This window comes from Streptococcus australis (assembly GCF_003943615.1).
GTDB lineage: Bacteria > Bacillota > Bacilli > Lactobacillales > Streptococcaceae > Streptococcus > Streptococcus australis_C.
In genome coordinates, this window is record NZ_RJPZ01000004.1 from 136,635 (window position 1) to 160,554 (window position 23,920).

General features: G+C 45.2%; 31 protein-coding genes. 2 read left to right on the forward strand and 29 right to left on the reverse strand.

The features are described 5' to 3' along the window. Window positions 1–15 precede the first annotated feature (15 nt). The 14 genes from groES to D8785_RS06070 all read right to left on the reverse strand — a co-directional run bounded on the left by groES (window position 16) and on the right by D8785_RS06070 (window position 10,046). Window positions 16–300, reverse strand: a complete 285-nt coding sequence (gene groES, locus D8785_RS06000) for a co-chaperone GroES (RefSeq protein WP_048690539.1) — start codon at window positions 298–300, stop codon at window positions 16–18. 127 nt (window positions 301–427) lie between these two features. Continuing rightward, on the reverse strand, window positions 428–721 hold the full coding sequence (locus D8785_RS06005) for a hypothetical protein (protein ID WP_048690545.1): 294 nt from the start codon (window positions 719–721) through the stop codon (window positions 428–430). Window positions 722–823: 102 nt separating this feature from the next. Further along, window positions 824–1,678: a PTS system mannose/fructose/sorbose family transporter subunit IID gene (locus D8785_RS06010; RefSeq protein WP_042361448.1), complete on the reverse strand. Its 855-nt coding sequence runs from the start codon at window positions 1,676–1,678 to the stop codon at window positions 824–826. Further along, complete coding sequence (locus tag D8785_RS06015; RefSeq protein WP_048690546.1) at window positions 1,662–2,504, reverse strand: PTS mannose/fructose/sorbose/N-acetylgalactosamine transporter subunit IIC; 843 nt, start codon at window positions 2,502–2,504, stop codon at window positions 1,662–1,664. The genes D8785_RS06010 and D8785_RS06015 overlap by 17 nt, the downstream gene beginning before the upstream one ends. Window positions 2,505–2,566: 62 nt before the next feature. Further along, a complete protein-coding gene (locus D8785_RS06020; protein ID WP_006595112.1) occupies window positions 2,567–3,061 on the reverse strand; it encodes a PTS sugar transporter subunit IIB in 495 nt (164 codons plus the stop codon). A 17-nt stretch (window positions 3,062–3,078) separates the two neighbouring features. Continuing rightward, window positions 3,079–3,519 (reverse strand): PTS sugar transporter subunit IIA, encoded by a 441-nt coding sequence (locus D8785_RS06025; protein ID WP_125374809.1) that lies wholly within the window; start codon window positions 3,517–3,519, stop codon window positions 3,079–3,081. Window positions 3,520–3,653: 134 nt separating this feature from the next. Beyond that, on the reverse strand, window positions 3,654–4,961 hold the full coding sequence (locus D8785_RS06030; protein WP_125374810.1) for an ABC transporter substrate-binding protein: 1,308 nt from the start codon (window positions 4,959–4,961) through the stop codon (window positions 3,654–3,656). After that, on the reverse strand, window positions 4,958–5,644 hold the full coding sequence (locus D8785_RS06035; RefSeq protein ID WP_023022093.1) for a response regulator transcription factor: 687 nt from the start codon (window positions 5,642–5,644) through the stop codon (window positions 4,958–4,960). The genes D8785_RS06030 and D8785_RS06035 overlap by 4 nt, the downstream gene beginning before the upstream one ends. Further along, a complete protein-coding gene (locus D8785_RS06040) occupies window positions 5,641–6,960 on the reverse strand; it encodes a sensor histidine kinase (protein ID WP_125374811.1) in 1,320 nt (439 codons plus the stop codon). Before D8785_RS06040 ends, D8785_RS06035 begins: the two co-directional genes overlap by 4 nt. Then, on the reverse strand, window positions 6,960–7,946 hold the full coding sequence (locus D8785_RS06045) for a substrate-binding domain-containing protein (RefSeq protein ID WP_125374812.1): 987 nt from the start codon (window positions 7,944–7,946) through the stop codon (window positions 6,960–6,962). The genes D8785_RS06040 and D8785_RS06045 overlap by 1 nt, the downstream gene beginning before the upstream one ends. Before the next feature lie 221 nt (window positions 7,947–8,167). Further along, the gene (locus tag D8785_RS06050) at window positions 8,168–8,563 is read right to left on the reverse strand and encodes a single-stranded DNA-binding protein (RefSeq protein WP_125374813.1); all 396 of its coding nucleotides are present in this window, start codon (window positions 8,561–8,563) and stop codon (window positions 8,168–8,170) included. A gap of 238 nt (window positions 8,564–8,801) precedes the next feature. Next, on the reverse strand, window positions 8,802–9,428 hold the full coding sequence (ytpR, locus tag D8785_RS06060) for a YtpR family tRNA-binding protein (RefSeq protein ID WP_125374814.1): 627 nt from the start codon (window positions 9,426–9,428) through the stop codon (window positions 8,802–8,804). A gap of 13 nt (window positions 9,429–9,441) precedes the next feature. Then, the gene (locus tag D8785_RS06065) at window positions 9,442–9,759 is read right to left on the reverse strand and encodes a thioredoxin family protein (RefSeq protein ID WP_125374815.1); all 318 of its coding nucleotides are present in this window, start codon (window positions 9,757–9,759) and stop codon (window positions 9,442–9,444) included. Further along, window positions 9,756–10,046, reverse strand: coding sequence for a DUF4651 domain-containing protein (locus D8785_RS06070; RefSeq protein WP_023022087.1), 291 nt, complete (start codon window positions 10,044–10,046; stop codon window positions 9,756–9,758). Before D8785_RS06070 ends, D8785_RS06065 begins: the two co-directional genes overlap by 4 nt. Window positions 10,047–10,193: 147 nt before the next feature. On the opposite strand from D8785_RS06070, the gene pepA reads away from it, so the two are divergent. Together pepA and D8785_RS06080 are read left to right on the forward strand one after the other, a co-directional pair. After that, the gene (gene pepA / locus D8785_RS06075) at window positions 10,194–11,258 is read left to right on the forward strand and encodes a glutamyl aminopeptidase (protein WP_125374816.1); all 1,065 of its coding nucleotides are present in this window, start codon (window positions 10,194–10,196) and stop codon (window positions 11,256–11,258) included. 158 nt (window positions 11,259–11,416) lie between these two features. Continuing rightward, window positions 11,417–12,901: a DUF1846 domain-containing protein gene (locus tag D8785_RS06080; protein ID WP_125374817.1), complete on the forward strand. Its 1,485-nt coding sequence runs from the start codon at window positions 11,417–11,419 to the stop codon at window positions 12,899–12,901. Between the two features lie 109 nt (window positions 12,902–13,010). On the opposite strand, the gene D8785_RS09750 is transcribed toward D8785_RS06080, so the two are convergent. The 15 genes from D8785_RS09750 to comGA all read right to left on the reverse strand — a co-directional run bounded on the left by D8785_RS09750 (window position 13,011) and on the right by comGA (window position 23,868). Beyond that, on the reverse strand, window positions 13,011–13,166 hold the full coding sequence (locus tag D8785_RS09750; protein ID WP_164555426.1) for a hypothetical protein: 156 nt from the start codon (window positions 13,164–13,166) through the stop codon (window positions 13,011–13,013). Window positions 13,167–13,253: 87 nt separating this feature from the next. Beyond that, the gene (gene folK / locus D8785_RS06085; RefSeq protein WP_125374818.1) at window positions 13,254–14,078 is read right to left on the reverse strand and encodes a 2-amino-4-hydroxy-6-hydroxymethyldihydropteridine diphosphokinase; all 825 of its coding nucleotides are present in this window, start codon (window positions 14,076–14,078) and stop codon (window positions 13,254–13,256) included. 26 nt (window positions 14,079–14,104) lie between these two features. After that, window positions 14,105–14,659: a GTP cyclohydrolase I FolE gene (folE, locus tag D8785_RS06090; protein ID WP_006595126.1), complete on the reverse strand. Its 555-nt coding sequence runs from the start codon at window positions 14,657–14,659 to the stop codon at window positions 14,105–14,107. Between the two features lies 1 nt (window position 14,660). Next, window positions 14,661–15,965 (reverse strand): bifunctional folylpolyglutamate synthase/dihydrofolate synthase, encoded by a 1,305-nt coding sequence (locus tag D8785_RS06095; RefSeq protein WP_125374819.1) that lies wholly within the window; start codon window positions 15,963–15,965, stop codon window positions 14,661–14,663. 16 nt (window positions 15,966–15,981) lie between these two features. Continuing rightward, window positions 15,982–16,938, reverse strand: a complete 957-nt coding sequence (gene folP, locus D8785_RS06100; protein ID WP_260469873.1) for a dihydropteroate synthase — start codon at window positions 16,936–16,938, stop codon at window positions 15,982–15,984. A 158-nt stretch (window positions 16,939–17,096) separates the two neighbouring features. Further along, on the reverse strand, window positions 17,097–17,783 hold the full coding sequence (locus D8785_RS06105; RefSeq protein ID WP_260469874.1) for a CPBP family intramembrane glutamic endopeptidase: 687 nt from the start codon (window positions 17,781–17,783) through the stop codon (window positions 17,097–17,099). Window positions 17,784–17,917: 134 nt separating this feature from the next. Beyond that, entirely contained in the window at window positions 17,918–19,114 is a 1,197-nt protein-coding gene (locus tag D8785_RS06110; RefSeq protein WP_125374822.1) for an acetate kinase, read from the reverse strand. Window positions 19,115–19,162: 48 nt separating this feature from the next. Then, a complete protein-coding gene (locus tag D8785_RS06115; protein WP_125374823.1) occupies window positions 19,163–20,116 on the reverse strand; it encodes a class I SAM-dependent methyltransferase in 954 nt (317 codons plus the stop codon). A gap of 31 nt (window positions 20,117–20,147) precedes the next feature. Next, complete coding sequence (gene comGG / locus D8785_RS06120) at window positions 20,148–20,594, reverse strand: competence type IV pilus minor pilin ComGG (protein WP_125374824.1); 447 nt, start codon at window positions 20,592–20,594, stop codon at window positions 20,148–20,150. Further along, window positions 20,560–21,012, reverse strand: a complete 453-nt coding sequence (gene comGF, locus D8785_RS06125) for a competence type IV pilus minor pilin ComGF (protein WP_185759629.1) — start codon at window positions 21,010–21,012, stop codon at window positions 20,560–20,562. Before comGF ends, comGG begins: the two co-directional genes overlap by 35 nt. After that, a complete protein-coding gene (comGE, locus tag D8785_RS06130; protein ID WP_125374826.1) occupies window positions 20,996–21,289 on the reverse strand; it encodes a competence type IV pilus minor pilin ComGE in 294 nt (97 codons plus the stop codon). The genes comGF and comGE overlap by 17 nt, the downstream gene beginning before the upstream one ends. Next, window positions 21,255–21,680 carry a competence type IV pilus minor pilin ComGD gene (gene comGD, locus D8785_RS06135; RefSeq protein ID WP_260469875.1) on the reverse strand — a complete coding sequence of 142 codons (426 nt, stop codon included), beginning with the start codon at window positions 21,678–21,680 and terminating at the stop codon, window positions 21,255–21,257. Before comGD ends, comGE begins: the two co-directional genes overlap by 35 nt. Continuing rightward, entirely contained in the window at window positions 21,649–21,966 is a 318-nt protein-coding gene (gene comGC, locus D8785_RS06140; RefSeq protein ID WP_023027561.1) for a competence type IV pilus major pilin ComGC, read from the reverse strand. Before comGC ends, comGD begins: the two co-directional genes overlap by 32 nt. Beyond that, the gene (comGB, locus tag D8785_RS06145; protein ID WP_185759630.1) at window positions 21,963–22,994 is read right to left on the reverse strand and encodes a competence type IV pilus assembly protein ComGB; all 1,032 of its coding nucleotides are present in this window, start codon (window positions 22,992–22,994) and stop codon (window positions 21,963–21,965) included. The genes comGC and comGB overlap by 4 nt, the downstream gene beginning before the upstream one ends. Beyond that, entirely contained in the window at window positions 22,909–23,868 is a 960-nt protein-coding gene (comGA, locus tag D8785_RS06150) for a competence type IV pilus ATPase ComGA (protein ID WP_125374828.1), read from the reverse strand. Before comGA ends, comGB begins: the two co-directional genes overlap by 86 nt. Window positions 23,869–23,920 lie beyond the last annotated feature (52 nt).

Genomic DNA, 23,920 nt, shown 5'->3' on the forward strand with positions numbered 1-23,920 from the left:
CTCCTTTCTGATTCTTTAGGCTTCAACAATGGCAAGAATACTTGCAGTCCCAACAATCGTGTACTTCTCATCGCCGTCTTTCACATCAACGCCTGCATGATTTTCCACCAAGACCGTATCACCGACTTTGACACTTGGTGCTACCAACTCGCCACTGAGGGTCCGAACTCCCTCACCTACAGCGATGACTTCTGCTGTTTTGGTTTCAGCTTGACTTGCTCCTGCGATGACAAAGCCACCGACTGTTTGCTCTTTTTCTTCTACTTTCAAGACCACGCGGTCTCCTAATGGTTTTAACATGTCATTCCTCCGTTCTTGTATTTTAGCACTCTTCAACATCGAGTGCTAACTCATGTTTCTATTGTATCACTTGGTCAAAAATAGTCAAGAAAAAAACACCTCAATCTCTTCGAAGTGTTTTCGATTTCTAGCCAACCAAATTTAGTTTTTGTTGGTAAGCTTGGATGACTTTTTGTAAGTTGGCTCGACCACGATACATCCCATACCCCACTAGCAACATCCCTGCTATTCCAATCAGGGCGACCAAGCTACCTAAGATCAAAAATAGGAGGGAAGTCTTGTGAAAGAAATAAATCAGCAGTCCACCAATACTGGCCATGAGAAAGAGCACACTAAACCAGCGACCCAAGTTTTCCAACATATGGCGTTGGTAGCGAATTTCCGTCTCATACCCTTTTATTAATTCTTGTCTGGTGTGCATAGATGCCTCCTTCAATAAAAATTGAGAATGAAGTATTCGTAAAGGAGGTCACGTACTTCATTCTCAATGCTCCGGTTGCAATAAACTGTTTCCAGTTTTCTCTTAGTATTTGAGACCTGGATCAAAGATTCCAAGAGCTACCCCAGCTAAGGCGATGATGACTAAGAGAAGCATGACCTTGTTTGGTGAGACTTTCTTCTTCGCCATGAGCCACCAGCAAAGCGTGATAAAGGCAGCAGTCAAGAGACCTGGATAGACGCCATCAATCTTTTCTTGGATTTTAAGGAAGGCTTCTCCGTCAGCATTTTTGAATTCGAGGGCTGTTGTAACAGAGACCCAAGTCGCTGCTACGGCACCGATGACCATACCACCGACCACACTAATCGCTTTACGAAGGGCTTGTCCTTTTGGTCCTACAAGGAATTCAACAGCCTTGTCCCCTAAGTGATACCCTTTGAAGAAGGCGAAACGCATGCCTAAGTAGACCAAGAGGTTCCAAACGACGATATAGAAGAGAGCTCCTGCAATGTTTCCGCCTTTAGAAAGACCAAGGGCAATCCCGAGAAGTACAGGGATTAAGGTCCCAACAACCAAGGAGTCCCCAATCCCAGCGATTGGGCCCATCAAACCAGCACGCATCCCGTTGATGGTTTCGCCATCTACTGCTTCTCCATTGGCACGCGCTTCTTCCAAACCAGCTGTGATCCCTACAACAAGAGATCCTAGTTGGGGCTCAGTGTTGAAGAAGGCTGTATAGGTTTGCATGGCTTCTTTTTGTTCTTCTTTGGAATCATACATTTCTTCCACGATTGGAAGCATCGAAGTCAAATACCCAAAGGTTTGCATATGTTCTTGAGAGAAACAAGTCAAGTGACCATAATACCAATGATGGAATGCTTTGGTTAGCGTTTTCTTTGAAATTTTCTTTTTATCAGCCATCTTAGATATCCTCCTCATCATCGTCAAAGTCATTTGCTCCAGCAGGGACGACTTTCATTGTTTTAATCACTTCAAGTTCATAGTAGATCACTGCAAAGATCAATGAAACTACCGCACTCGCTACCAGGTTCAAGCCAAGAGATTTTGCCAAGGTAAATCCAACAAAGAATGGAATGAAGTCTCTCACTTCTGTAACGATTTGCTTCAAGAGGATGGCAATACCGACACATGGAAGAAGGGCACCGACTGTAAAGAGGGCTTTCATCCAGTAACCATCCATTGGAAGGTATTGTTTCATCAAATCCACCATGTTTTCACCGTATTTGGTGATAATCATGGTTGGAAGGAAGGAGAAGAGGAAGTGAGAAATCCATGGGTAAACCCAGTCAACTGCATAGAGTTTTTTGAAGTTTCCTTCTTCAACGGCTTTCCAACCGATATGTTGCCAAAGCAAGTTCATGGTCGCAGTACCGTAGAAAAGAACGGTACCGATAGTCCCAACGGCTGCACCGATTGGGGCTGCTGCTGCTGCAATTGCTGCCTCACCCGTGATATTGTTAGCATGAACAAATAAGATAGAAAGGGGAATTCCGATATAAGAAATAGCCCGTACATCGGCAGATACAGTTCCACCAGGAGTAACCAAGGCGATATATACGACCTGAAGGGCTACCCCGACCATGATACCGGTTGTCACATCTCCAAGGATCAACCCTGAGATTAACCCACCAACTAGGGGACGACCAAGTGTATAGTTCCCGATACTGGAACCACCCATACCAGGCATTGAAGACAAGCTGGCGAAAATACCAAGCAAGATTGCTTGAATCCATGAAATTGTCATAACAAACGCTCCTTTTGTTTGTAAGTATAGTTTAGTGACGAAGAGCTAGGATGCTCCCCTCTCTAGAATCCGAATTTTGATTTAAAATCATCCCAGTAACCGATGGATACATCTGGAAGCAACTGGAATTTCACCTTGTAGCCTGCAGCCTGAATGGCTTCGATGGCTTCTGCTTCTTCCTGGGTGATGGATTGGTTGTTCCCCAATTTCACAGCACCCGGGCGGTCATTTGCAGGACCGACAATGATTTCTTTGACATCGCCTGGGACAAACCCTTGGTCGACCAAAATTTCTTTCATATCGATGGGGTTCTTAGTAATCAAGAAATAGCGAGTTTCTGATTCCGTTACTTTTGCAGATTTTTCTTTGAAAGCTTCCTTAGTCCAAACAAAGGTTTTCTTATCCGAAGCCCCTTTATAGGCTTGGATCAAGACCTTATTAGAAGCTGCCGCGTCGTTGACAGCAATCAAGCCATCACAAGGCTTTTCTTTAGCCCATCGAGTTACTGTTTGACCGTGGATCATACGGTCGTCAATTCGTACAAATGATACTACCATTTTCTAACCTCCCTTAGTTAAATATCATCATCTTCTTCATCGTCACCCTCTACCGGGGCAAGGGCAAATTCTTGCAAGGCAGTGGAAGCTTCGGATAAAATCACCTGAGCTAGATCAGCCCCCTCCATCATGTCCTTCATCACAACTGCTGTCAGCGCCATGGTCAAGTTCATTCCACCTAAGATCAAGGCTGTACTCAGCTTCCCTTGTTCCTCTAGCACCGTTGCCGCCGTTGTCAAAGGACTGCCACCTACAATGTCTGCTAGAACTAAGACAGAGTCCTCATCTGTCAAAGGGGAAAGCGCCTGACGAAAATCATGAGCAAAATCATCTACTGATTTGCCTTCTTTCAATCCGACCGCAATCACCTGATCGATTTTATCCCCAGCAAACATAGCCAGTGAACTTTTCAGACCTTCTGCCAGTCCACCATGACTGACCAATACCAGATACTTCATCCTTTCGCCTCCTTTATGATGACCTTATTGTATTGCTTTTGTAAGCGTTTTACTATTGTCATTTGTCACAAAGAAAAGTTGACATCTGTCAATAAAAAAATGACATCTGTCACTTGACAGATGCCTAGTTGCTCTTAACGAAACTTCTCTCGAAGCATTTCCTCAATAATCTTTTGAATTTGAGGCAATTGATTATCAATATCCTTTGCTTTTAGGGCATTATGAATCAAATAATCCAACCGATCCCAGATATCAGTTGGCAGGTTGCCAGGAGTGCTTAGGACAGCTTTTTTCATAATCTGGTCCAAGGTCTGATTCGTCAGAGAATCAACCCCGAAATCATCCGCTTTAAGAAGGTCCCGGCTCTTTGAACTATTGACGACAGAAGGGAGGACAGAGGTCCCCTGCGACTGCCGAAAGAGTTCCTGCTGGACCTGCTGGTCCTGGGTCAAAAATTCCATGAATTCCTTGGCCTCCTTGCTCGCACTGGCCCGCGAAGACAGAGCAAACAGGGATGTATCCACTAAGGTTGACGGAGTCGAGCCAGAAGCCCCTGGCATAGGGATACAGGTCCAAGTGAAATTTGAATACTTGGCCACATGATAGGGATAAGGTTTATAAGTTCGGTACTGGGCCAAGGTCATCGGATAGAAAGCGACCTTGCCTTCATCAAAATCCTTAGAAGTGACATTGAAGTTGCCATGAAGGGCTTCGAGTTTTTCGACAAAATAGAGCGAGCGCTTCATTTCTTTACTCGTAAGATTAATGCTGTCCTGACGGAAAAGCTGGCCCCCATGGGCTGCCAAAGCCTCCCGCCAGGTATAATCTGTACTTCCAAACTGATCCAGCTCGCCATCTCCATCCGTATCCCGCGTCACTTTTTGACAAATCGTATAAAATTCCTCCAAGGTCCACCCCTCTTTTGGAATAGCAATCCCTTCCTTTTCCAATAAATCCTTATTGACACACATCAAAACGGGATTGCTCTCGAAAGGAAGAGCATATTGACGATTCTTGTACTTGCCTGCTTCTAGGGCGACTGGATAAAAATGAGAAGGATCGACCTGTTTGCCCATTAAGGGAGTCAAATCTTCTACTGCCCCACGCGCTGCTAACACTGGCAACTCTGTACTGGATACCATATAGAGATCGGGCTCCTGCCCATGGAGGATCTGATTGGCTAACCAGCTCGCATACTTATTCTTCGGAATCCCGCTTTCATAGACAATCTTTACCCCTGGATGCGTTTTTTCAAAACGAGCAATCGCTTGGTCCAAGACTTTTTCTTCTGTTTGGGTGGGTACATCCCAGCTAGATCCTGCGTAGACCCCCAAACGGACAATCCTTGGCTGACGCCGCCACCAAATCCCTCCAGCAAGCAGAAGAAGCAAGAAGATCCCTAGAAAAAATCTGGTACCTCGTATCTTACGTTTTTTCTTCATCGGCCATCACTTTCTGTTCCAAAATCCTTAGTGGTCACACCTTTTTGAACAGACCAAATAGCTAGCTGGGTCCGATCCCGCAGGTTCAACTTAGACAAAATGGTTGACAGGTAATTCCGAATCGTTCCCTCAGACAGGAAAAGTTTGGCTGCGATTTCCTTATTAGACTCCCCAAAACCAACCTGCTGGATGATCCGCCATTCAGTCAGGGATAAGTCGCTCACATATTCTTCAGAAACGGAGATGGTGTAATTGCTCTGAGCCATCTGAGAAAAAATCTGAAAAACCTTACTAGCAATATTAGGGTTAATCATGGCTCCCCCATGATAAACAATTTGAATGGCTTGGTAGAGCTCCTCTGTTGAAGCCCCTTTAAGCAAATACCCTGAAGCTCCATATTTCAAAGCACGAAAGATGAAATCATCATCGTCAAAGGTGGTTAGAATGATGATTTTAACCTCAGGGAAGCGTTCCTTGACTTCTTTTGTCGCCATCACGCCATCCATCTTGGGCATACGAATATCCATCAATACGACATCTGGTCGATCTTGAGGGATTCGCTCTAGCACCTCGTGACCGTCCGCCACTGCAGAAGTCACCTGAATATCTTGATGGGCAGACAAAATAATTTGGAGCGACTCGCGAATCAGTGCTTGGTCATCCGCAATCATTACTTTAATCATAAGACTTTTCCTCCTTTTTCTTTGGGCAATTCAATTCGTGTATAAAAGCCATTTTGATTGGCAAATTCGATCCTTCCTCCCAAGATAGAGACCCGCTCTCGCATTTGCTTCAAGCCGTAGCCGACCTGCAGTTGGTCAAAGCCGACCCCATTATCTTGGAGAATCATGACATAGGCATCTTCCACCAAAAAGGAAATCTTCATGTAGTTGGCATGACCGTGGCGGACAGAATTGGTCATGGACTCCTGAATCACGCGAAAGACAGTATCCTCCACCATGACATCTAGATCCACCTCATCCCAGTCATAGGTCAGATCGACTTGTAAGTGGGAAATGGCTTGGTATTCGTGAACCAATTTCAAAACTGCATCCCTCAAGGTATGATCCTCCAGGGCACCTGGTCGCAGCTTGTTCAAAGAGCCCCGGACGTCCTTGATTCCATCTCGTACAACCGTAGAGACCGATTGCAACTGGGTCTTGGCACGACCAGGATCAATATCAATCAGAACCCCAACCGCATCAATCCCTGCAGAAATGCCCGTCAAGGCATGGCCCAGAGTATCGTGAATCTCTCGTGCGATCCGCTTGCGCTCCCGGTCCTCCGCAATTTTTTCCGAAAGGGCCATGTAGCTATTTAATTCCGTATTGACTTGCGATACCATTTCTAACTCTTTTTCGATTCGATGGTGCTCTGCTACTACCGATAAAATGTAAAAGAGAAGAGAAATAATAAAGACAACCATATTTAAGGAAGCTAGCGCATTTTTAGCGAATAAGATGAGCATCCGAATCGATGAAGGATAGAAGGCGATATAGGTATCTAGCGACGGCAACTGCACGACGAGAGAGAGGATGTCATAGTTGGTCACAAGGAGGACAATGAAACTCAGAAGGATAAAGGCAAACCAGTAGCGCCTGTCCTTGGAACTACTAAACTCTTTAGAACCGTAAAAGATATCAGCAAATACCAAGAGGATGATCCCATTGTAGGAGAAGCTGAGGGACATCATGACGCCTAACATCAGTAAAATTTCTAGAATATTCCACTTGTCAAAAACTGACCACTCCTGTGTCCCCGGGCGCATCCGATAAAATGTAATAAGAAGAATCCCTCCAAAGAGGAGGATGGAAATCCAAAAGTTCTGAGCTGGGGAACTCGGTATTTCTCTTAATTGTTCCAATAATTGATAGCCTTGCCCCTTGGCAATGATGTAATTGGTCGCATGCAAGTAGAGGGAACTGCTAAATAAGATGGCGATAAAATTAATGATTTTTAGCAAAATCAAACTATAACGAATGCCACGAAGTTTGGTCATTACTGCCACCCGTTGACATCGTATCGGTCAACATTATCCTTATCAATCATCTCTACTGGAATCTTATATTGTTCCTTGTAGGGTTTTCCTGTCCTCATGCACTCAATTACTTGCATCACCTGTCTCCCCATTTTAAGAGGAGATTGGGCAACCGTCCCTTCGATATCATCCGTCGTCGAGAGCAAAACTTTCATATCTGGAGAGCCATCGATTCCATAGATAGAAATCGGCTGAGCTAATTGGTTTTCCTTGATGGCCGCTAGGGCTCCGATAGCTGCCCGATCATTTAAGGCCACGACCGTATCAAATACCAGACCATCCTGAATGACCTGGGAAACAGCTGGTAAGGCCAATTCCGTTTGACCACGGGTCTCTTCTCTCCCAACAACCTGATAGGCAGGATCCGACTGAATGGTATCTAAGAACCCTTGGATCCGTTGCTCTGCCGATACCGTCCCCTTATGCTCTAAGAGTAGGATCTTCGCCTCATTTTTCTGCTTCATCAGGCGCTGGGCGACCAAGACCCCGGCTTGGTAATTATCCGACACCACACTGGCATCCACCGTGAAATGGCTGAGCTGACTATCCACTGCAATGATTTTAATCCCTGCCTCTCGAGCTCGCTTCAGGGAAGCAATGATTTTAGGGCTATCTCCTTTGACGGGGTTAATCACAATCACATTAACCTTTTGTTGACGAAAATAATCTATTTGCTGACTTTGTTTTTCCTCGTCCAATTCTGGATTACGAACTAGAAGCAAATCCCCTTTTTCGTCAGCCACTCGTTCAATCTCTGCATTCAGTGTTTGGTAGAATTCATTGTTCATGGTCATGTAGGTCACACCAATCCGCATCTGCCCTTTTACCGGTTTTAGTTGGCTAGCATTCAAATAGATGACCACTACCACAAAAACCAGGCTCCAAAATATCGTATAGATCACCACTCGATTGTGTTTCTTTTGAACAGCTTCCTCTTCTAACCCCATCTCTTCTCCTCTTAAAATAACGAACCATTTTACTATATAAAGATTTTTTGTTCGTATTTAATACCTTGTATTATAGCATTTTTTATCAAGAGCTTGAAGGTCTTTCAGAAATGAATGCGTTTTACTCATAAATCCATATGATGACTTACCCCTGCAACTTCCGTGAGAAGTTTCGAAAAAGAAAAAACGACACAGCTGGTCAGCTGCACCGTTCTCTTCAGTTAAAAGGGAAGCTCTTCCTCTTCCAGGATAAGATCCGCTAAATCTCCTCCTGCTCCATTAGCCCGCATCGCTCGTTGAGCACGACTTTCTAAGAGCTGGAAGCCTTGACAGAGTACCTCTGTCACATATTGGGTCGTTCCATTCTTCTCATAGCGTCTGGTTCGAAGCTCACCGTCCACAGAGACCAAGCTCCCTTTATTGGCATAGGAGACAAGGGTCTCTGCTAATTTCCCCCAGACCACTAGGGTGATAAAGTCCGCCTCCCGCTCGCCATTTTGATCCTTATAACGACGATTGACAGCCAGGGTCGCACGCGCAACGGACTTGTCCGTACTGGTCTTATGAAGCTCTGGGTCAGCCACAAGGCGCCCGATTAAAATTACTTTATTATACATATTTCTTCCTCCTACTTATATAATTCGTAGTTTTTTAGCCATTTGGAGAAAGAAAATAAAAAAGAGGCTGGGACAAAAGTCCTAGCCTCTCAATTGTCTTTGGATTATCGAGCAAGACGCAGTGGTTGAGTGGGCTCTACTACGCTGATTTCATCAGCTTTTACAGCCCTACTCAACTGTGCGGAGGTGGGACGACGAAATCGAATTCTAACGAATTACCGATTTCTGTCCCACTCTCTTATCCTTGCCAGTGACGGGCAGGGTCAAAGGGAGTTCCCACCTCTTCTGTATCTTGCAATTCGATAATACCACGTTTTTGTGGAGCATTTGGCAAGTGCAATTCGCGTGGACTACACATCATGCCAAAGCTCTTTTCTCCACGAAGGGCTCCTGGGAAAATCAAGCTGCCATCTGGCATCATGGCACCTGGAAGAGCCACAATCGTCTTGAGACCTTCACGCGCATTTGGTGCACCTGCTACGATTTGAACTGTCTTGTCTGATCCGACAGCCACTTGGCAGATGTTGAGGTGGTCACTATCTGGATGAGCCACCATTTCTACGATTTGCCCCACGACAAACTTAGGCTCCTTGTCATTGACCAAGACCTCTGCAAATCCTTCCGCTTGCAACTCTTGATTGAGACGTGCAACTTGCTCATCACTCAAGAAAATTTGCCCCTTGCCATCAAGTGCAAAGAAAGCCGAAGCCTCAAAAATATTCCAGGCCACTGTTTCTTGCTTGTCTTCACGGTAGACACGGGCTACTTTGCCCTTGCGCTCTACTGCTAATTTGGCATCCCCACTGTTTTTCAAGGTGAGCATTAAGACATCGCCGACTTGTTCTCTATTATAGGTTACAATCATTTTTCTCTTTCTCCTACTTCCATTCTGCTAAAAATTCTGAAATCTGAGTCTTGGTTTTACGGTCGCGATTGACGAAACGACCCAGTTCCCGATCCTTGTCTAGGACCACTAGACTCGGAATGCCATAGATATCCCAAAGCTTAGCCAGGTCTAGATACTGGTCGCGATCGACCAAAACGAAGGTAAATCCAGGGTTTTCCGCTTCAATCTCTGGCAAAAAGGGCTGGATATACCGGCAATCGCCACACCAATCCGCTGAAAAGAAGAAAACCTTCTTTCCTTCTTGCTCGACGTAGCTGGCTAATTCCTCTAAAGACTGTGGTATGATCATAGTTTTTCCTCTTCATACTGAAGAAGGCCTTCTTCATAGACAAAGCGATAGTGGCGCTCATCCTCAAATACGAGCCCTCCTACCAGACGTTCTTCGCTTGATTCATAGAGTTCCACATAAAGGGTCGCAATTTTTCCCATATTCTCCATCTGCTCACGGACTTCTGCGACTAACTCTTCTTGCGTCCGCAGACGTTTTTGATCTTTGGCAATTTTATAGGCCCCAAGGGCAAGAGCACTTGCACTAGCTGCTGCAAGGCTGGATAAAATGATTTTTTTAGCTTTCATACCTCATATTGTAACACAAAATACAAGCTGGGACAACGAAAGGAGAATACTGCTACCAACAATTACGATCTGCTCTCATCCCCTTCAACTGCCACTACCATCTCGACTAAAAAAGTGATAAAATAACAATCAGAAAGAAGGTAACTTATGACTGATTTATTTTCTAAAATCAAAGAAGTAACAGAACTTCCTGCTATCTCTGGCCACGAAGCGCCTGTTCGCGATTATCTACGCAAGCAGATCACCCCACATGTGAATGAAGTGGTCACAGACGGCTTGGGAAGCATTTTTGGAGTGCGCCACTCAGAAGTGGCTCACGCTCCTCGCATCATGGTCGCAGGCCATATGGATGAAGTTGGCTTTATGGTCAGTGAGATCAAGGCAGACGGCACCTTCCGCGTGGTTGAAATCGGTGGTTGGAACCCTATGGTGGTCAGCAGCCAACGTTTCACCCTTTTGACCCGCGATGGCCATTCCTACCCTGTCATTTCTGGATCTGTTCCTCCGCATTTGACGCGTGGCGCAAACGGTCCTGCTCTTCCAGCAATCGGGGATATTGTCTTTGATGGTGGCTTTGCCAACAAAGAAGAAGCCGAGAGCTTCGGAATCCGTCCAGGCGACACTTTGGTCCCTGAAAGCACTGCAATCTTAACAGCCAATCAGAAAAACATCATCTCCAAAGCTTGGGATAACCGTTATGGGGTCTTGATGGTCAGCGAATTGGCACAAGCCCTCTCTGGACAAGCCCTAGCAAACGAGCTCTATGTCGGAGCGACTGTCCAAGAAGAAGTCGGACTGCGTGGTGCAGGGACTTCTGTGACCAAGTTTGATCCAGAAATTTTCCTGGCTGTTGACTGTTCTCCAGCTGCAGATGTCTACGGAGGCCAAGGGGCAATCGGTGAGGGTACCCTCCTTCGTTTCTTTGACCCAGGTCATCTCATGTTGCCAAATATGAAGGACTTCCTCCTAACCACTGCTGAAGAAGCGGGTATCAAGTACCAATACTACTGTGGAAAAGGCGGAACGGATGCTGGAGTGGCCCACTTACGAAGTGGTGGAGTGCCATCTACAACCATCGGAGTCTGCGCGCGCTACATCCACTCTCACCAAACCCTCTACGCTATGGATGACTTCCTTCAAGCCCAAGCCTTCCTTCAAGCCTTGGTTCAAAAATTGGATCGTTCAACCGTTGATTTAATTAAGAATTATTAATATTTTTCCAAAATAATTGTTTTAAACCCCCATTTTGGGGTTTTTTTGATATAATACTGAATGAATATTGCAACGGGTGTTCTTTTGCACTCCCCTTTTCTTATATGAAAGGCGGAGTACCGCTAAAGATCACCCTCGCTTCTTTATTGGAGGTTTAAATGAAGAAACAAGCTTTTAGTTCCGAAAAGTATTTGAATTTGCAACGCGATCACATCCTCGAGCGCATCAACCAGTTTGATGGCAAGCTCTACCTAGAGTTTGGTGGAAAAATGTTGGAAGATTTCCACGCTGCTCGTGTCCTGCCTGGTTATGAACCAGATAACAAAATCAAGCTTCTCCAAGAACTTCGTGACCAAGTGGAGATTGTTATTGCTATTAATGCCAATAACATCGAGCATTCAAAAGCACGTGGTGACCTAGGAATCTCTTATGACCAAGAGGTCTTCCGCTTAATCGATAAATTCAACGAATTGGGCATCTACGTCGGTTCTGTCGTTGTCACTCAGTATGCTGGCCAACCAGCCGCAGATGTTTTCCGTAAACAGTTGGAAAAGAATGGCATCGCCTCTTACCTCCACTACCCAATCAAGGGCTACCCAACGGATATGGATCACATCATTTCTCCTGAGGGAATGGGGAAAAACGACTACATTCAGACTAGCCGCAACCTCGTTGTCGTGACAGCTCCTGGTCCTGGTTCTGGTAAATTGGCTACTTGCATGTCCAATATGTACCATGACCAACTGAATGGCATCAAATCTGGTTATGCTAAGTTTGAGACGTTCCCAGTTTGGAACTTGCCATTGCACCACCCAGTGAATTTGGCCTATGAAGCAGCGACAGCTGACCTAGACGATGTCAATATGATTGACCCATTCCACCTCCAAACCTATGGCGAAACAACGGTCAACTACAACCGAGATATCGAAATCTTTCCTGTCTTGAAGCGGATGTTGGAACGCATCCTCGGAGAATCTCCTTACGCTTCCCCAACGGATATGGGGGTAAACATGGTCGGCTTTGCCATCGTGGACAATGATGCGGCAATTGAAGCCTCTAAGCAAGAAATTATCCGCCGTTACTACCAAACCATTCTGGATGTGAAAGCAGAGCGTGTCGGAAACGGAGCTATTAAGAAAATTGAACTCTTGATGAATGACTTAGGAATTTCACCAAAAGACCGCCAAGTCACCGTCCTTGCCCGTCAAAAAGAGGAAGAAACCGGTGAACCTGCCTTGGCCCTGGAATTGCCGAACGGAGAAACCGTGACAGGTAAGACTTCTGACTTATTTGGTCCAACGGCAGCTGTTCTCATCAACGCCATCAAGAAATTGGCCCATATTGATAAAGAAACCAAGTTGATTGAGCCAGAATATGTGAAACCAATCCAAGGCTTGAAGATCAACCACTTGGGCAGTCGCAACCCTCGCCTCCACTCAAATGAAATCCTCATCGCCCTCGCCATTACCGCCATGAACCATCCAGAGGCAAATCTTGCCATGCAAGAATTGGGTCGATTGAAAGGGAGCGAAGCCCATTCAACAGTCATGTTGACAGACGAAGATAAGAACGTTCTTCGCAAACTGGGCATTCATGTGACCATGGATCCAGTTTACCAATACGATCGCTTGTACCGCAAATAAAGAAAAGCAAGGCTAGACCGTTGGTCCTAGCTCCATATACAAAAAATCCCCTGAGTGCCTGAACCAGTTGGCACCCAGGGGATTTTTCATAGTTTAATTGAATGGAAAATTACCTCTCCTTAAAAAGATAGAGGCCCACAATCAGTATCGGGACAAGGAGAAGGGGATACACTTCTTTTGGCAGTAAGTCCGTTTCCAAACTCAACCAAAGGAAAAAAACAGCCAAGACAATCGCGATCAACCATTTTACAAGATAAGATTTCATGACGCCCTCCTGCTCCTAATCTATTTACGCATAGTATACTCCTGCTCAATTAACCTGTCAAGGTAAAAAAAGTAGTCGACCATTGGATCAACTACCTTTTGTTTCTTTCACAGCCTCCCACAGTTGTCGGATCTGTTTTCTTTGGACAGGATCCACAAAGTAAGGAGCAATTTCATTTAAGGATTCTAGGACAAATGCCCGTTCTGCCACATACGGATGAGGGAGAATCAAATCTGGACTATAGAGGATCAAATCCTCCATATAAAGGAGATCCAAATCGATGACCCGTGGTCCCCATTTGATCTCACGGACCCGACCCATTTCTAGCTCGATTCCTAGCAAGGTCTCAATCAAGTCTTGGGGCGTAAACCAAGTTTCGACCTCTACGACTTGGTTGAGAAAGCTATCTTGCTCGACCCCTCCCCAAGGTGCTGTCTCAATCTGAGAAGAGGTTTGGAGAATCGTAAGCCCCTTTTCTTCTAGTCTAGATACAGCCGTCGCCAACTGGTATCCCTTATCGCCCATATTGGTTCCCAAACCAATAAAGGCCCGTCTTTTTTCTCGTTCAATCGTGACCGAACAAGTATCCAAAGGTAGAGGGACAGGAGCCCAAGGTTTTTTCAACTCAAGTCGAACCTTTCTGACAAAGTCATAGGTCGCAAAAATCTTCTCCACTAGCTGAAAAGCCACTGTCTCAATCAAATCGATCTTCTCAGCTTGAACCCAGTCTGTCAGTTGCTCAGCTAAGATTCCATAATGGATCGAAGCCGTCAAATCACCCGTCCGCGCCGATTTTGTCATCTCGTAATCGACACAGACATCCAGGACAAAACGCTGCCCCAATTCCTTTTCAGCGGAAAAAACACCATGATAGGCATAAATTTCCAAATCTTTGATCCGTAATTGATCCACGATAGTCACCTCAGTTCATCTAGGGGTTAGTGTCCCATCAGTTTATAGGCTTCGTTTTTCAGGTCTTTATCTGTCTCTAACAAGCCACGCGCCGCTGTCGTCACAGTGGCCGTTCCTGGTTTCCGCACTCCACGCATGTTCATACACATGTGCTCTGCCTCCACCCAAACAAGGGCTCCCTGTGCTCCTAAATACTCCATCAAGGCATCCGCGATTTCCACCGTCAAGCGCTCCTGGATTTGAGGCTTTTTGGCGTACACTTCCACTGTCCGAGCTAGCTTAGAGAGGCCTGCTACGCGCCCATTTGGGATATAGGCAATGTGGACCTTGCCATAGAAAGGCAAGAAATGGTGTTCACACATCGAGTGGAAGAAGATATCCTTTTCCACCACCATATTGTTGTCCACAATCTCAAAAGATTTTGATAGGTGGACTTCCGCAGTTTGGTTGAGACCTGCAAAAATCTCTTGGTACATCTTGGCAATGCGTTCTGGAGTTTCTTGCAAGCCCTCACGGCTTCCGTCTTCACCGACTGCGTCGATAATCATCTTCACGGCTTCTTGAATTTTCTTTGTATCCATGTCATCTCCTACTGATTTCTTCGATTAGAAAGGCTCTCACTTGAGCCAAAAAGTACAAGGATCCCGTCACTAAGAGGAGATCAGCTTGTTGCGATTCTCTTTCTAGATAATGGGTTAAAAATAACTTCCATTCTTGATAAGGCAGGCCTTTTTGATGGGCTATTTCCTGCATTTCTTTTGTGGAATAGGTCCGTGGATCTTCAAAGGTCGTCAAGGTCAACGAACTCTTTTCCAGTCCACTCCACAATTCCAGCATCTCCTCAATCGCCTTGGTCTGTATACAGGTAAACAAGACTTGTTTGTCCAACTGTCCATACCGTTCTTTCATGGTGGCTACAAGAGGAGCTACTGCATGCGGATTATGGGCGCCATCTAGAATGATGAGGGGCTGGTTAGAAATGATCTCTAGGCGACCCGGCCACTGGACACCCTCCCAAGCTTGGAGGATTTCTTCTTGGTTCAAGAGGGATAGCCCCTTTTCTTGACAGAAGGTATCGCAGAGAGCCAAGGCCAGACCAGCATTGTCTACTTGATGAAGTCCTAGAAGACCTGTTTTTAATTGGACTTCTGAGCGACTCTGACTCTGGTAAGTAAAGACTTCCCCGTCTATCAGTGATTCTTGATAGCTAACCAGAAAATCCTGCCCCAATACTTCTATAGGTGCTGATAGACGATGGGCCTGCTGCACAATGACTTCTTGGGCTTCTAGTTCCATCCGGCCTAGCAAGACCGGAATCTTTTCCTTGATGATCCCTGCCTTCTCCCGTGCAATCGAGGCTAAATCCGGTCCTAAGAGTGCCACATGATCGAGACCAATCGTCGTGATGGCTGTCAAAATAGGCTGACAAACATTGGTACTATCGAGACGACCGCCCATCCCCACTTCCATCACGACCACATCCGGTTTTTTTGCCGCAAAGTAATCAAAGGCCATGACCGTCATCAACTCGAACTCGGTCAAGCCACGTAAGGTCTGATCAGAACTGTTTTTTGCAAGTAACTCCTGATAGAGGGACAGATAAGTCTCCACATCTCGGTCCGAAATGGGAATCCCATCGATACTGATTTGCTCATTAAAGGAAACTAGATAGGGGGAAGTGAAAACACCAACCCGCAGCTCTTTAGCTTCTAGTAAAGACCGCAAATGAGCTAGGGTTGATCCTTTCCCATTGGTTCCGGCTAGATGGATTACAGGACAGGCGAGGTGAGGATTCCCCCTCAAGGCTAGCAGGGCCTCCATTCGCTCCAAGCCAAAATGGGGCTCGGAAGAACGATACCTAGCTAACCAACTGAGATCTACTGACATATCTCTTCTCTTTTCTTTAGCGATATTGTTTTAAATGAAGGTCCTGCGCTTGATCGGCTTGGTAGATTGCACTACCAATAGCTACTGCCATCTTATGGAGAGGGATATCATGCACGCGAACGATTTCTACCCCTTGACTGGCAGCCATACTCGTTAAATGGCTAGAGGCCAAATCCCGATTGTAGAACCCTTCTTTCGTTTCAGGGTCGGTCTCAAATCCCTCTTCTTCCAGAATATTGACCACAAAGCGCTTACGAGAGACTCCTAAAAAGATTGGATAGCCCTTGGCATGAATGGTTTTTAAGTCCTGCAAGAGTTGGAGGTTTTCCCGTTTGGTCAAGCCAAAACCAATCCCCGGATCTAAGAAGAGTTGATCCTGACTCAATCCTGCTCCCGCCGCCCTCTCAAGACTCTTGTCAAAGAAGGCCCACATACAGTCTTGGATAGAAAGGCCTTCAAACTGCGCCAGCTCTTCCGATGAAAAGGCCGGCTCAAAACCAAAGGTTGGAAAAATCACGGAACTTGGATGATGAGGACGAGCCATGACTGGATTAAACATAAGAATGGCTCCAGCACCAGCTTCTGCTATCACCCTCGCCATTTGTGGATCCCCAAGCAGGCCTGTAATATCATTGACCAAGTCTGCGCCAGCTTCTAGAGCTGCCCGGGCCACCTCTGACTTCCAAGTATCAACCGAAATCAAGATATCACTCTCTGCTCGAATCGCTTCAATCACTGGTACGACCCGCTGGATCTCTTCTTGGATCTCTACGAAGTGGCTCCCTGGACGTGTGGACTCCCCACCAATATCCAGCATCCTTGCTCCTTCTTCAATTAGCTTGCGCGCTTGTTCTAGAGCTCTTTCTACCGTTTGGTAACGCCCCCCATCTGAAAAGGAGTCGGGGGTAACATTGAGGATGCCACATAGAAGGGTCCGATCCTTGCCTAGTTGTCTCCATTCGCTCTTTGACATATCTTCCTTCATCTTTCTAAGAAAAGCCAACCAAGCATAGAAAAGAGGTTAGAACGATTCCAACCTCTGAGTTTGTCTCTATCTGCGCCTAGATGCTTCTTTGGTAGCTTACCAAAGCTTCTGAATAAAACCCATTGGTCCTATCATTCTACCATATTTTAAGCGGGAAGAAAAGAAACCAGAACAGTTATCAGAAAGGCAAAAGCATTCATGGTAAAGTGCAATAAAATCGAATATTCTACTCGTTTGTAGCGGTAGGCGACCCAAGTCAAGATGAGAGACATGCCACCATAGATGACCCAGGAACCAAGATTACCTGGCGAGTGTAAATAGGCAAACACCACAGCCCCAACCAAATAGCCAATTTTTTCATATCCCTTAAAGATTAAGCGGGGAATCACAGCCCGACAGATAATTTCTTCTCCTAAAGGCGCCACTACGACAATGAGCAAACCCATTGCTAGCTGAGGGGCCACCGAAGAAAGCCCCTGAATTGTTTCCTGATTGGCTGTAGTGGTCTCTCCTATATTCCGAAGCACTGTAGCCCCCAAAATATTATTTGCAAGTAGAAGCAAAAAGAAAAGGAAATTTCTTCCAATCTCTCGACCCGAAATCCGTGAAAAATCTAGTGGATCAAGTGGACTCCATTTCATAAACCACCAAAGCAAATAGACGAGGAGCATGGTAACCCCAAGGACCAGACTATTGATCGTCCAATGTGACCAAGCATTATCAATCCCCAAGATCAAAGCAACCATCGGTAGTTGAGTTGCAAACAATAGTGGTATTCCGATTAGTAACCATAGACCATTCGAAACCCATTTTTTCTCCATCCAATTTTTCATTATTTTACCTCTATTATCAAACTATTTTTCTAGTATAGCATAGATGGGCAACAGGAGCAAGCCCAAGCAGAAATCGTAAAACAGAAAAAAAGAGGCTCTTCAAATCAGCCTCTTCTTTCTTTAGAATAAAAGTCTTATCCCTTGTTTTTCAAGCGTTCTACATCACGGGCAATGACTAATTCTTCATCTGTTGGGATTACCAAGACTCTCACTTTCGCATCCGGTGTCGAAATATCCCCTTCTGCACCAAAGACATTCTTTTCTGGATCTACATCACAGCCAAACCAAGTCATCCCGTTAATGACTTGTTCACGGATCGTTTTAGAGTTTTCCCCGATACCAGCTGTAAAGATGATGGCGTCTGCTCCATTCAAGACAGCAAAGTATTGACCGATGTATTTCTTAATACGATCAACAAAAATATCGTTTGCCAAAAGCGCCTTATCATTCCCATTGCGCATAGCTTCGTGAATATCACGCATATCACTAGAAAGTTCAGACACTCCTAGAAGGCCAGATTCACGGTTCAAGATACGACTGATATCTTCTGGATTTTTGAAATCTTCTGTGTGCTCCATTAAGTAAGGAATAATGGCAGGGTCAATATCCCCTGTACGTGTTCCCATCATGATTCCACCAAGTGGAGTGAATCCCATAGAAGTATCTACTGAAATTCCTTTGTCTACCGCTGTAATAGAAGCCCCATTCCCAATGTGACAGGTGATTAATTTCAACTCTTCGATTGGTTTTCCAAGAAGCTTAGCTGCTTCGTGGGCCACATACTCATGGCTAGTTCCATGAGCTCCATACTTACGAACCTTGTTTTCTGTATAATACTTAGTTGGAAGAGGATAACGATAAGCTTTTTCTGGCATCGTTGTATGGAAAGAAGTGTCAAATACAACCACGCTAGTGATGTCCGGCAACAACTCTTTAAAGGCGCGAATTCCAGCAGCGTTTGCAGGGTTGTGCAATGGGGCCAACAAAGAAAGTTCCTCAACCTTTTGAAGCACTTCTTCATCTACAAGAGCAGACTCTTTGAAGTACTCACCACCTGCAACGACACGGTGTCCTACTCCAGTGATTTCATCGTAGGAAGCAATAATATTAAAACGAATCAAATCATCTAGAAGGATTTTAACCGCTTGTGTGTGGTTCTCAATATCTAAAATCTGTTTTTCTGCTCGACCATCAAATTTTACTGTGGAAATAGAATCTTTGAGTCCAATTCTCTCGATGAGCCCTTTTGCCAAAACTATTTCTTCTGGCATTTGGTATAATTGCCATTTCAAACTTGAACTACCTGCATTAATTGCAATTGTTTTCGTCATTTTTTTACCTCTTTAAGCGTTTTCACTCCTATTATAGCAAAATTTTGTTTAAATTTCACTTTCTTTATTCCAGTTTTGAAAACTTTCACGAAATTTCATGACGTCTTCCTGATCTTGCAAATCGGTCAAGGGATAGACAAATGGTTGGACCACCGCTTCTTCTTGCTTGCGCAAAACAAAGATGGTTTTTGCTAGATTGGCTGATCGAAAGAGGTTCTCTGGCAAGGTAACCATGGCTAAGACCTGAGCATGATCCTGCATCCATTTTTTCAATAGAGGACTCTGCTCGCTTGTCAACAGATCGTTCGGAGCTAGAAAAATAGCAACTCCACCCGGTTTTAAGTATTTTAACGATTGTTCGATTAATAAGTGATGGGCATAGGTGTGGCCCTGAGGGGAAGCGACCTGATAACGACTCGCAATGGCATCATCTGGATAATAACCGACAGGTAAATCGCTGATAATCACATCACTCTCTTTCAAAACCTGTGGACGAACTGCATCACCTTGGGCGAAATTCACATCCGCCTTCATCACTTCTGCCATACTAGCCGCAAGATCAATCAAAAGATCATCGATTTCCAAGCCCAAATAATCTAGTGAGCGCTGGCAATTGTTCATTAAGGTTTGGGCTAAGTTTCCTGTTCCACTTCCAATTTCTAGCACATCTACTTTGTCAGAACTAGCCAACTGATCCACTAGAAAGACCAGAAGAAATCCAATCCCGTCTGGTGTAAATTGGTGATTGGCCTGTAAGGGCTCTGTTTGGGCCGCCTTCATCAAAAGATATTGGAAGGAGCGACGCCACTCCTCTTTGTTCAAGTTCAAGTCCTTCAGCCGCTGGTTGTTTTCCTTCACTAGAGTCAACTCTGTCTGCCCATCCAGATAGATTGCATTCTGCTCCACTAAAGCATCATAAAAGTTGGTCTGCAAATCATTTTGGATGGTTTGGGTATTTTCTAATAGATAGCCATAGGCTTTCTCAATTTTTTCGAAATTCATGCTTTCCTCCATCTCTTAATCATATCAAATTTTAAGAGTTTTCGCTATGCTTTTCGAAGACTTTCTTACTCGATTCCTCTCTTGTAGTTGGGAGGTCTGTAGCCGAATCTGGAGCTTGCTTCTCCTTTTTCTTCTTGTCGGTTTTTTTCTTCTCACTTGGGGAAAGAGCAAAGGTGAAATGGTAGGTCGTGCCATCCTGTAAGTGACTGCTGACGTTGGCAAAACCAGATTTTTCTTCCAGGTCGACTCGCCCTGTTGAGAAGGTCATTGCCTTCTCTTTCCGATCCCAAGTGTCAACAGCCAATTGGGCTTGCGCGTAGGCTTGGATACGTTTTTGACTAGCAAGGAGGATTTGTCTCTCTGCTACTTGTCTATTCAGATAAAACTGAAGCAAGAGACTAAAAACTGCTGACATAAAAAGGGCATAAAGAAGAATTCCTGCCTCAATCTGCTTCTTTTTTATCCTTTTCCACCACACGGTAGACCACCTCCCTTTCTAATCCTTCTGCAAAACGAAGTTGAATAGACACCAAATCCCCTCTTTTTTCAATCAAGGCGGATTCGACTCCGTCTATCATCGGTTGGTAGCCACGGCCAGTCGCATCTGTCTTTCGGATATCTCCCCCTTTAGCCAATCCAATGGCTATGGGTTTCTGATCCTGAACAAGATAGAGTTTATTGTCTCTGACCCCTTCAAATTGGCTACGAGATAATTCAATGTCCAGTTGGTCCTGAAAGAGCAACCACTCTTCTTGCTTGATTTGACTTTGGTACTGGAGTTCTTGACGCAAGAGGCTTGTCAATCCTTGAAACACCAATAAACCACCGCTAATGACGAGCAGGGCAACCAAGGCCTCCAGTAAAGTAAAGGCTGGAAGTTTATTTCTTTTCAACAGCAATCACAACCTTTCCTTCTTGGTAGACCTTTAAGGACTTAGCCGATTTCTCCACTTGAACACTGACCTGATTGATGGTTAATTGATCCTGCCTTGTCTGGATAGCCATTTTTGCGACTCGCAAGACTTCTGCTTGTCTTAACTCTTCTAAGCGTTGCTGCCGTGACTGACCTAGCTCTCCCAGCACAAGAGTCGTGAGGATGCCGAACATCGCTAGGGCGATTAGTCCTTCTAACAAGAGACTAGCGGGGAGCCGTCGATTTCTTAATTTTTCCATTCCCAATTGCCAACTGATAGGTCACCACCTCTTTCTCTGTCTGAAATTGAATCTTGGTCAAGCTTGAATTGCCTCCTGCTGGATCAAACGTCAATTGCTTCTCTTTAATCAGTTCCACCCCTTTTGGAAGCGGCAATTCTTGATGCGGGCTATGAACCCCACCTTGGTCGATGGAAAGGAGGGTTCTTTCCTCTCTTGCAATGCTCATCTTTTGTGTCTCTTGATAGACCCGTTCAAATTCCGAGAAAAACAATGTTTCTTCTACCTGCCCAAAGGCTTGATGGACTGACCCGGCTAGCAGCCAGCATAAAAGGCTGACGATACCTAGAGTTAGTAAGCTCTCTAGAAGGGTAAAAGCCTTAATCTCCAACCGCACGGTGATCACCTGCATTCTTCACATAGTGAGCACGGTAGGCTTCTGCTTGTTTTTGAGTGATTTGTCCTTCTGCGACAAGCTTAGAAAGACTGGCTTTTTCATTCTGATGATTGAGCTCATAGAGCTCAGCCTGACTCTCCACAACTTTGACAACTGCTCGATTTCCTGTATCCGTTACCGAATCTTTCTGCTTGGTCAAGTTCGGAACAAAGAGCAAGAGAAGAACACTAATAATCAGCAAAACAACTAGCATTTCAATCAACGTAAAAGCTTTTACTTTGAGTGTACGCAATGATTTCATAAAGGAACCTCCAAATTTTCATAAATAGGCAGCAACATGGCTGCATAGAGTAAAACAATCATAAGGGCGACAAAGACAAAGACCAGTGGTTGGACGACATTCATAGCCTTGTTCAAGCGATGGAAAAAGCCTGCCCAGGTCTTGTCTGCGTAGATCTCCAGCTCACTACCGAGCTTGGACTTGGCCTCCCCATATTCAATCATGAGGGCCAACTCTCGCTTAAAGAAAGGATAGGTCTGAATATGGTCAGAAAACGAAGTCCCCCGAGCCAAGGCTACTTCCAAATCCTGTCCAATCTCTCGAAACAGACGGGAACGTTGCCCCTGCATCATAGGAAAGATTTGATTCAGCTCCAACCCTTGGGCAATCATACTCCCCCATTCTCGAGCATAAAAAGCCGTCAGATAATCCTGTAAGAAGGGGCGAAGAAAAGGAAGGGTAGCCAAAAATGAAACAAGGGCCAGACGCTTGGTTCGACGACCAAGGAAGAGGAGAATCAAAACTCCAACCGCTAGCAACACACTTCCTAACAAAACATACTGGGGAAAGACACTGATCAATCGTGTCGCACCATTTTGACTCTCCAACTGAGGCAAGAGATAGTTTTTCAGACCCAGCATAATGGCCATCAAAAATCCCAACAATAGCACTGGATAGGTCGCTACCTCAATTAGTTTCTTTCGAACCTGGGTCAGATTTTCCAGGTAGCTGCGGATTTTTTCTAAACTTAAGGTGACATTCCCATGCTGCTCTGCCAGTGCTAATTGAGTCGTTACCTGATCGGAGAAGCCTAGATCAGAGAGAATGGCTGACAAGGGCTTGCCGTTGGCAAGTCCGACTTGCATTCTTTCAACAAAATCTGCCTCTACCAAATGGCTCCGACGTAAAAAGTCGATGACCTCTGATAGATGAAAGCCACTACTGTAGAGATTGTGAAAGAGCTCAATGACATGCTCTTGCTTGGCAATCGATAATTTTTTCGGCTTGCGCCTGATCCGACTCAATATGTCCCGCCTCATAAAGTGCATCAATTTGCTGGTTCCACTTGTGACTGGAGTGGTTTTGGTAATCTTGGATAACAAAGTCAGTGACACCTCCTCCCTTTATTAAACGCTGGTAACATATCCCTTGAAGGACAATACGTAACTCCTCCTCACTCACCCCCAACTCCAATAGGCGTTCGTACACCCCAGGGATGCTCTTGGCATGAATGGTGGAAAAGACTGTCACACCTGTCAGACTAGCCCGAATAACTGCACGAGCTGTCTCGGTGTCACGGATTTCTCCGATAAGGAGAAGATCCGGACGATGGCGTAGAGAAAGCTTAATCAAGCTATCATAGGTCATGCCAATCGCTTCATTGAGTTGCAATTGCAACATCTCTTCTTGCTTAATTTCTACCGGATCTTCAATCGACATGACTTGTTGCCCTGAAAATTTTTTCTTGGCCAGAGCATGCATCAGTGTCGTCTTCCCCGATCCGACTGGGCCCGCAAATAAGTAGAGCCCACGCTTACTGACCTTGTCTTCTAGTTCTTGCAGTTGGTCGAACCAGAAACGGAGTTCTCGGTCCTCATTGTGGAGCAGGCGAATAACCAAACTTTCATATCCCCTATAGTCTCCCACTGTGGACAAGCGTAAAGACAAGATCTTATCTCCTAGAGAATAGTCACAGGAGCCTAACTGACTCCTCCGCCTCTCCCCCACGTTCATCCCTGCCATAAATTTAAAATGGCTGATGACCGCTACCATTTGTTCTTGCGAATAGGTCTCAACAAACCGTCGCTCATCCCCAACCCTTAGAAAGAGATGATAGTCTGACGCTCGAGGAACAAAATAAATATCCTGAGCTTCGGCACTCGATGCCATTCGAATAATGGATTGTGCAATTTCTTGAACCATATTTCCTCCTTTCACTATATAATTCGCAAATAAATGGCTAACTAGCACTTGA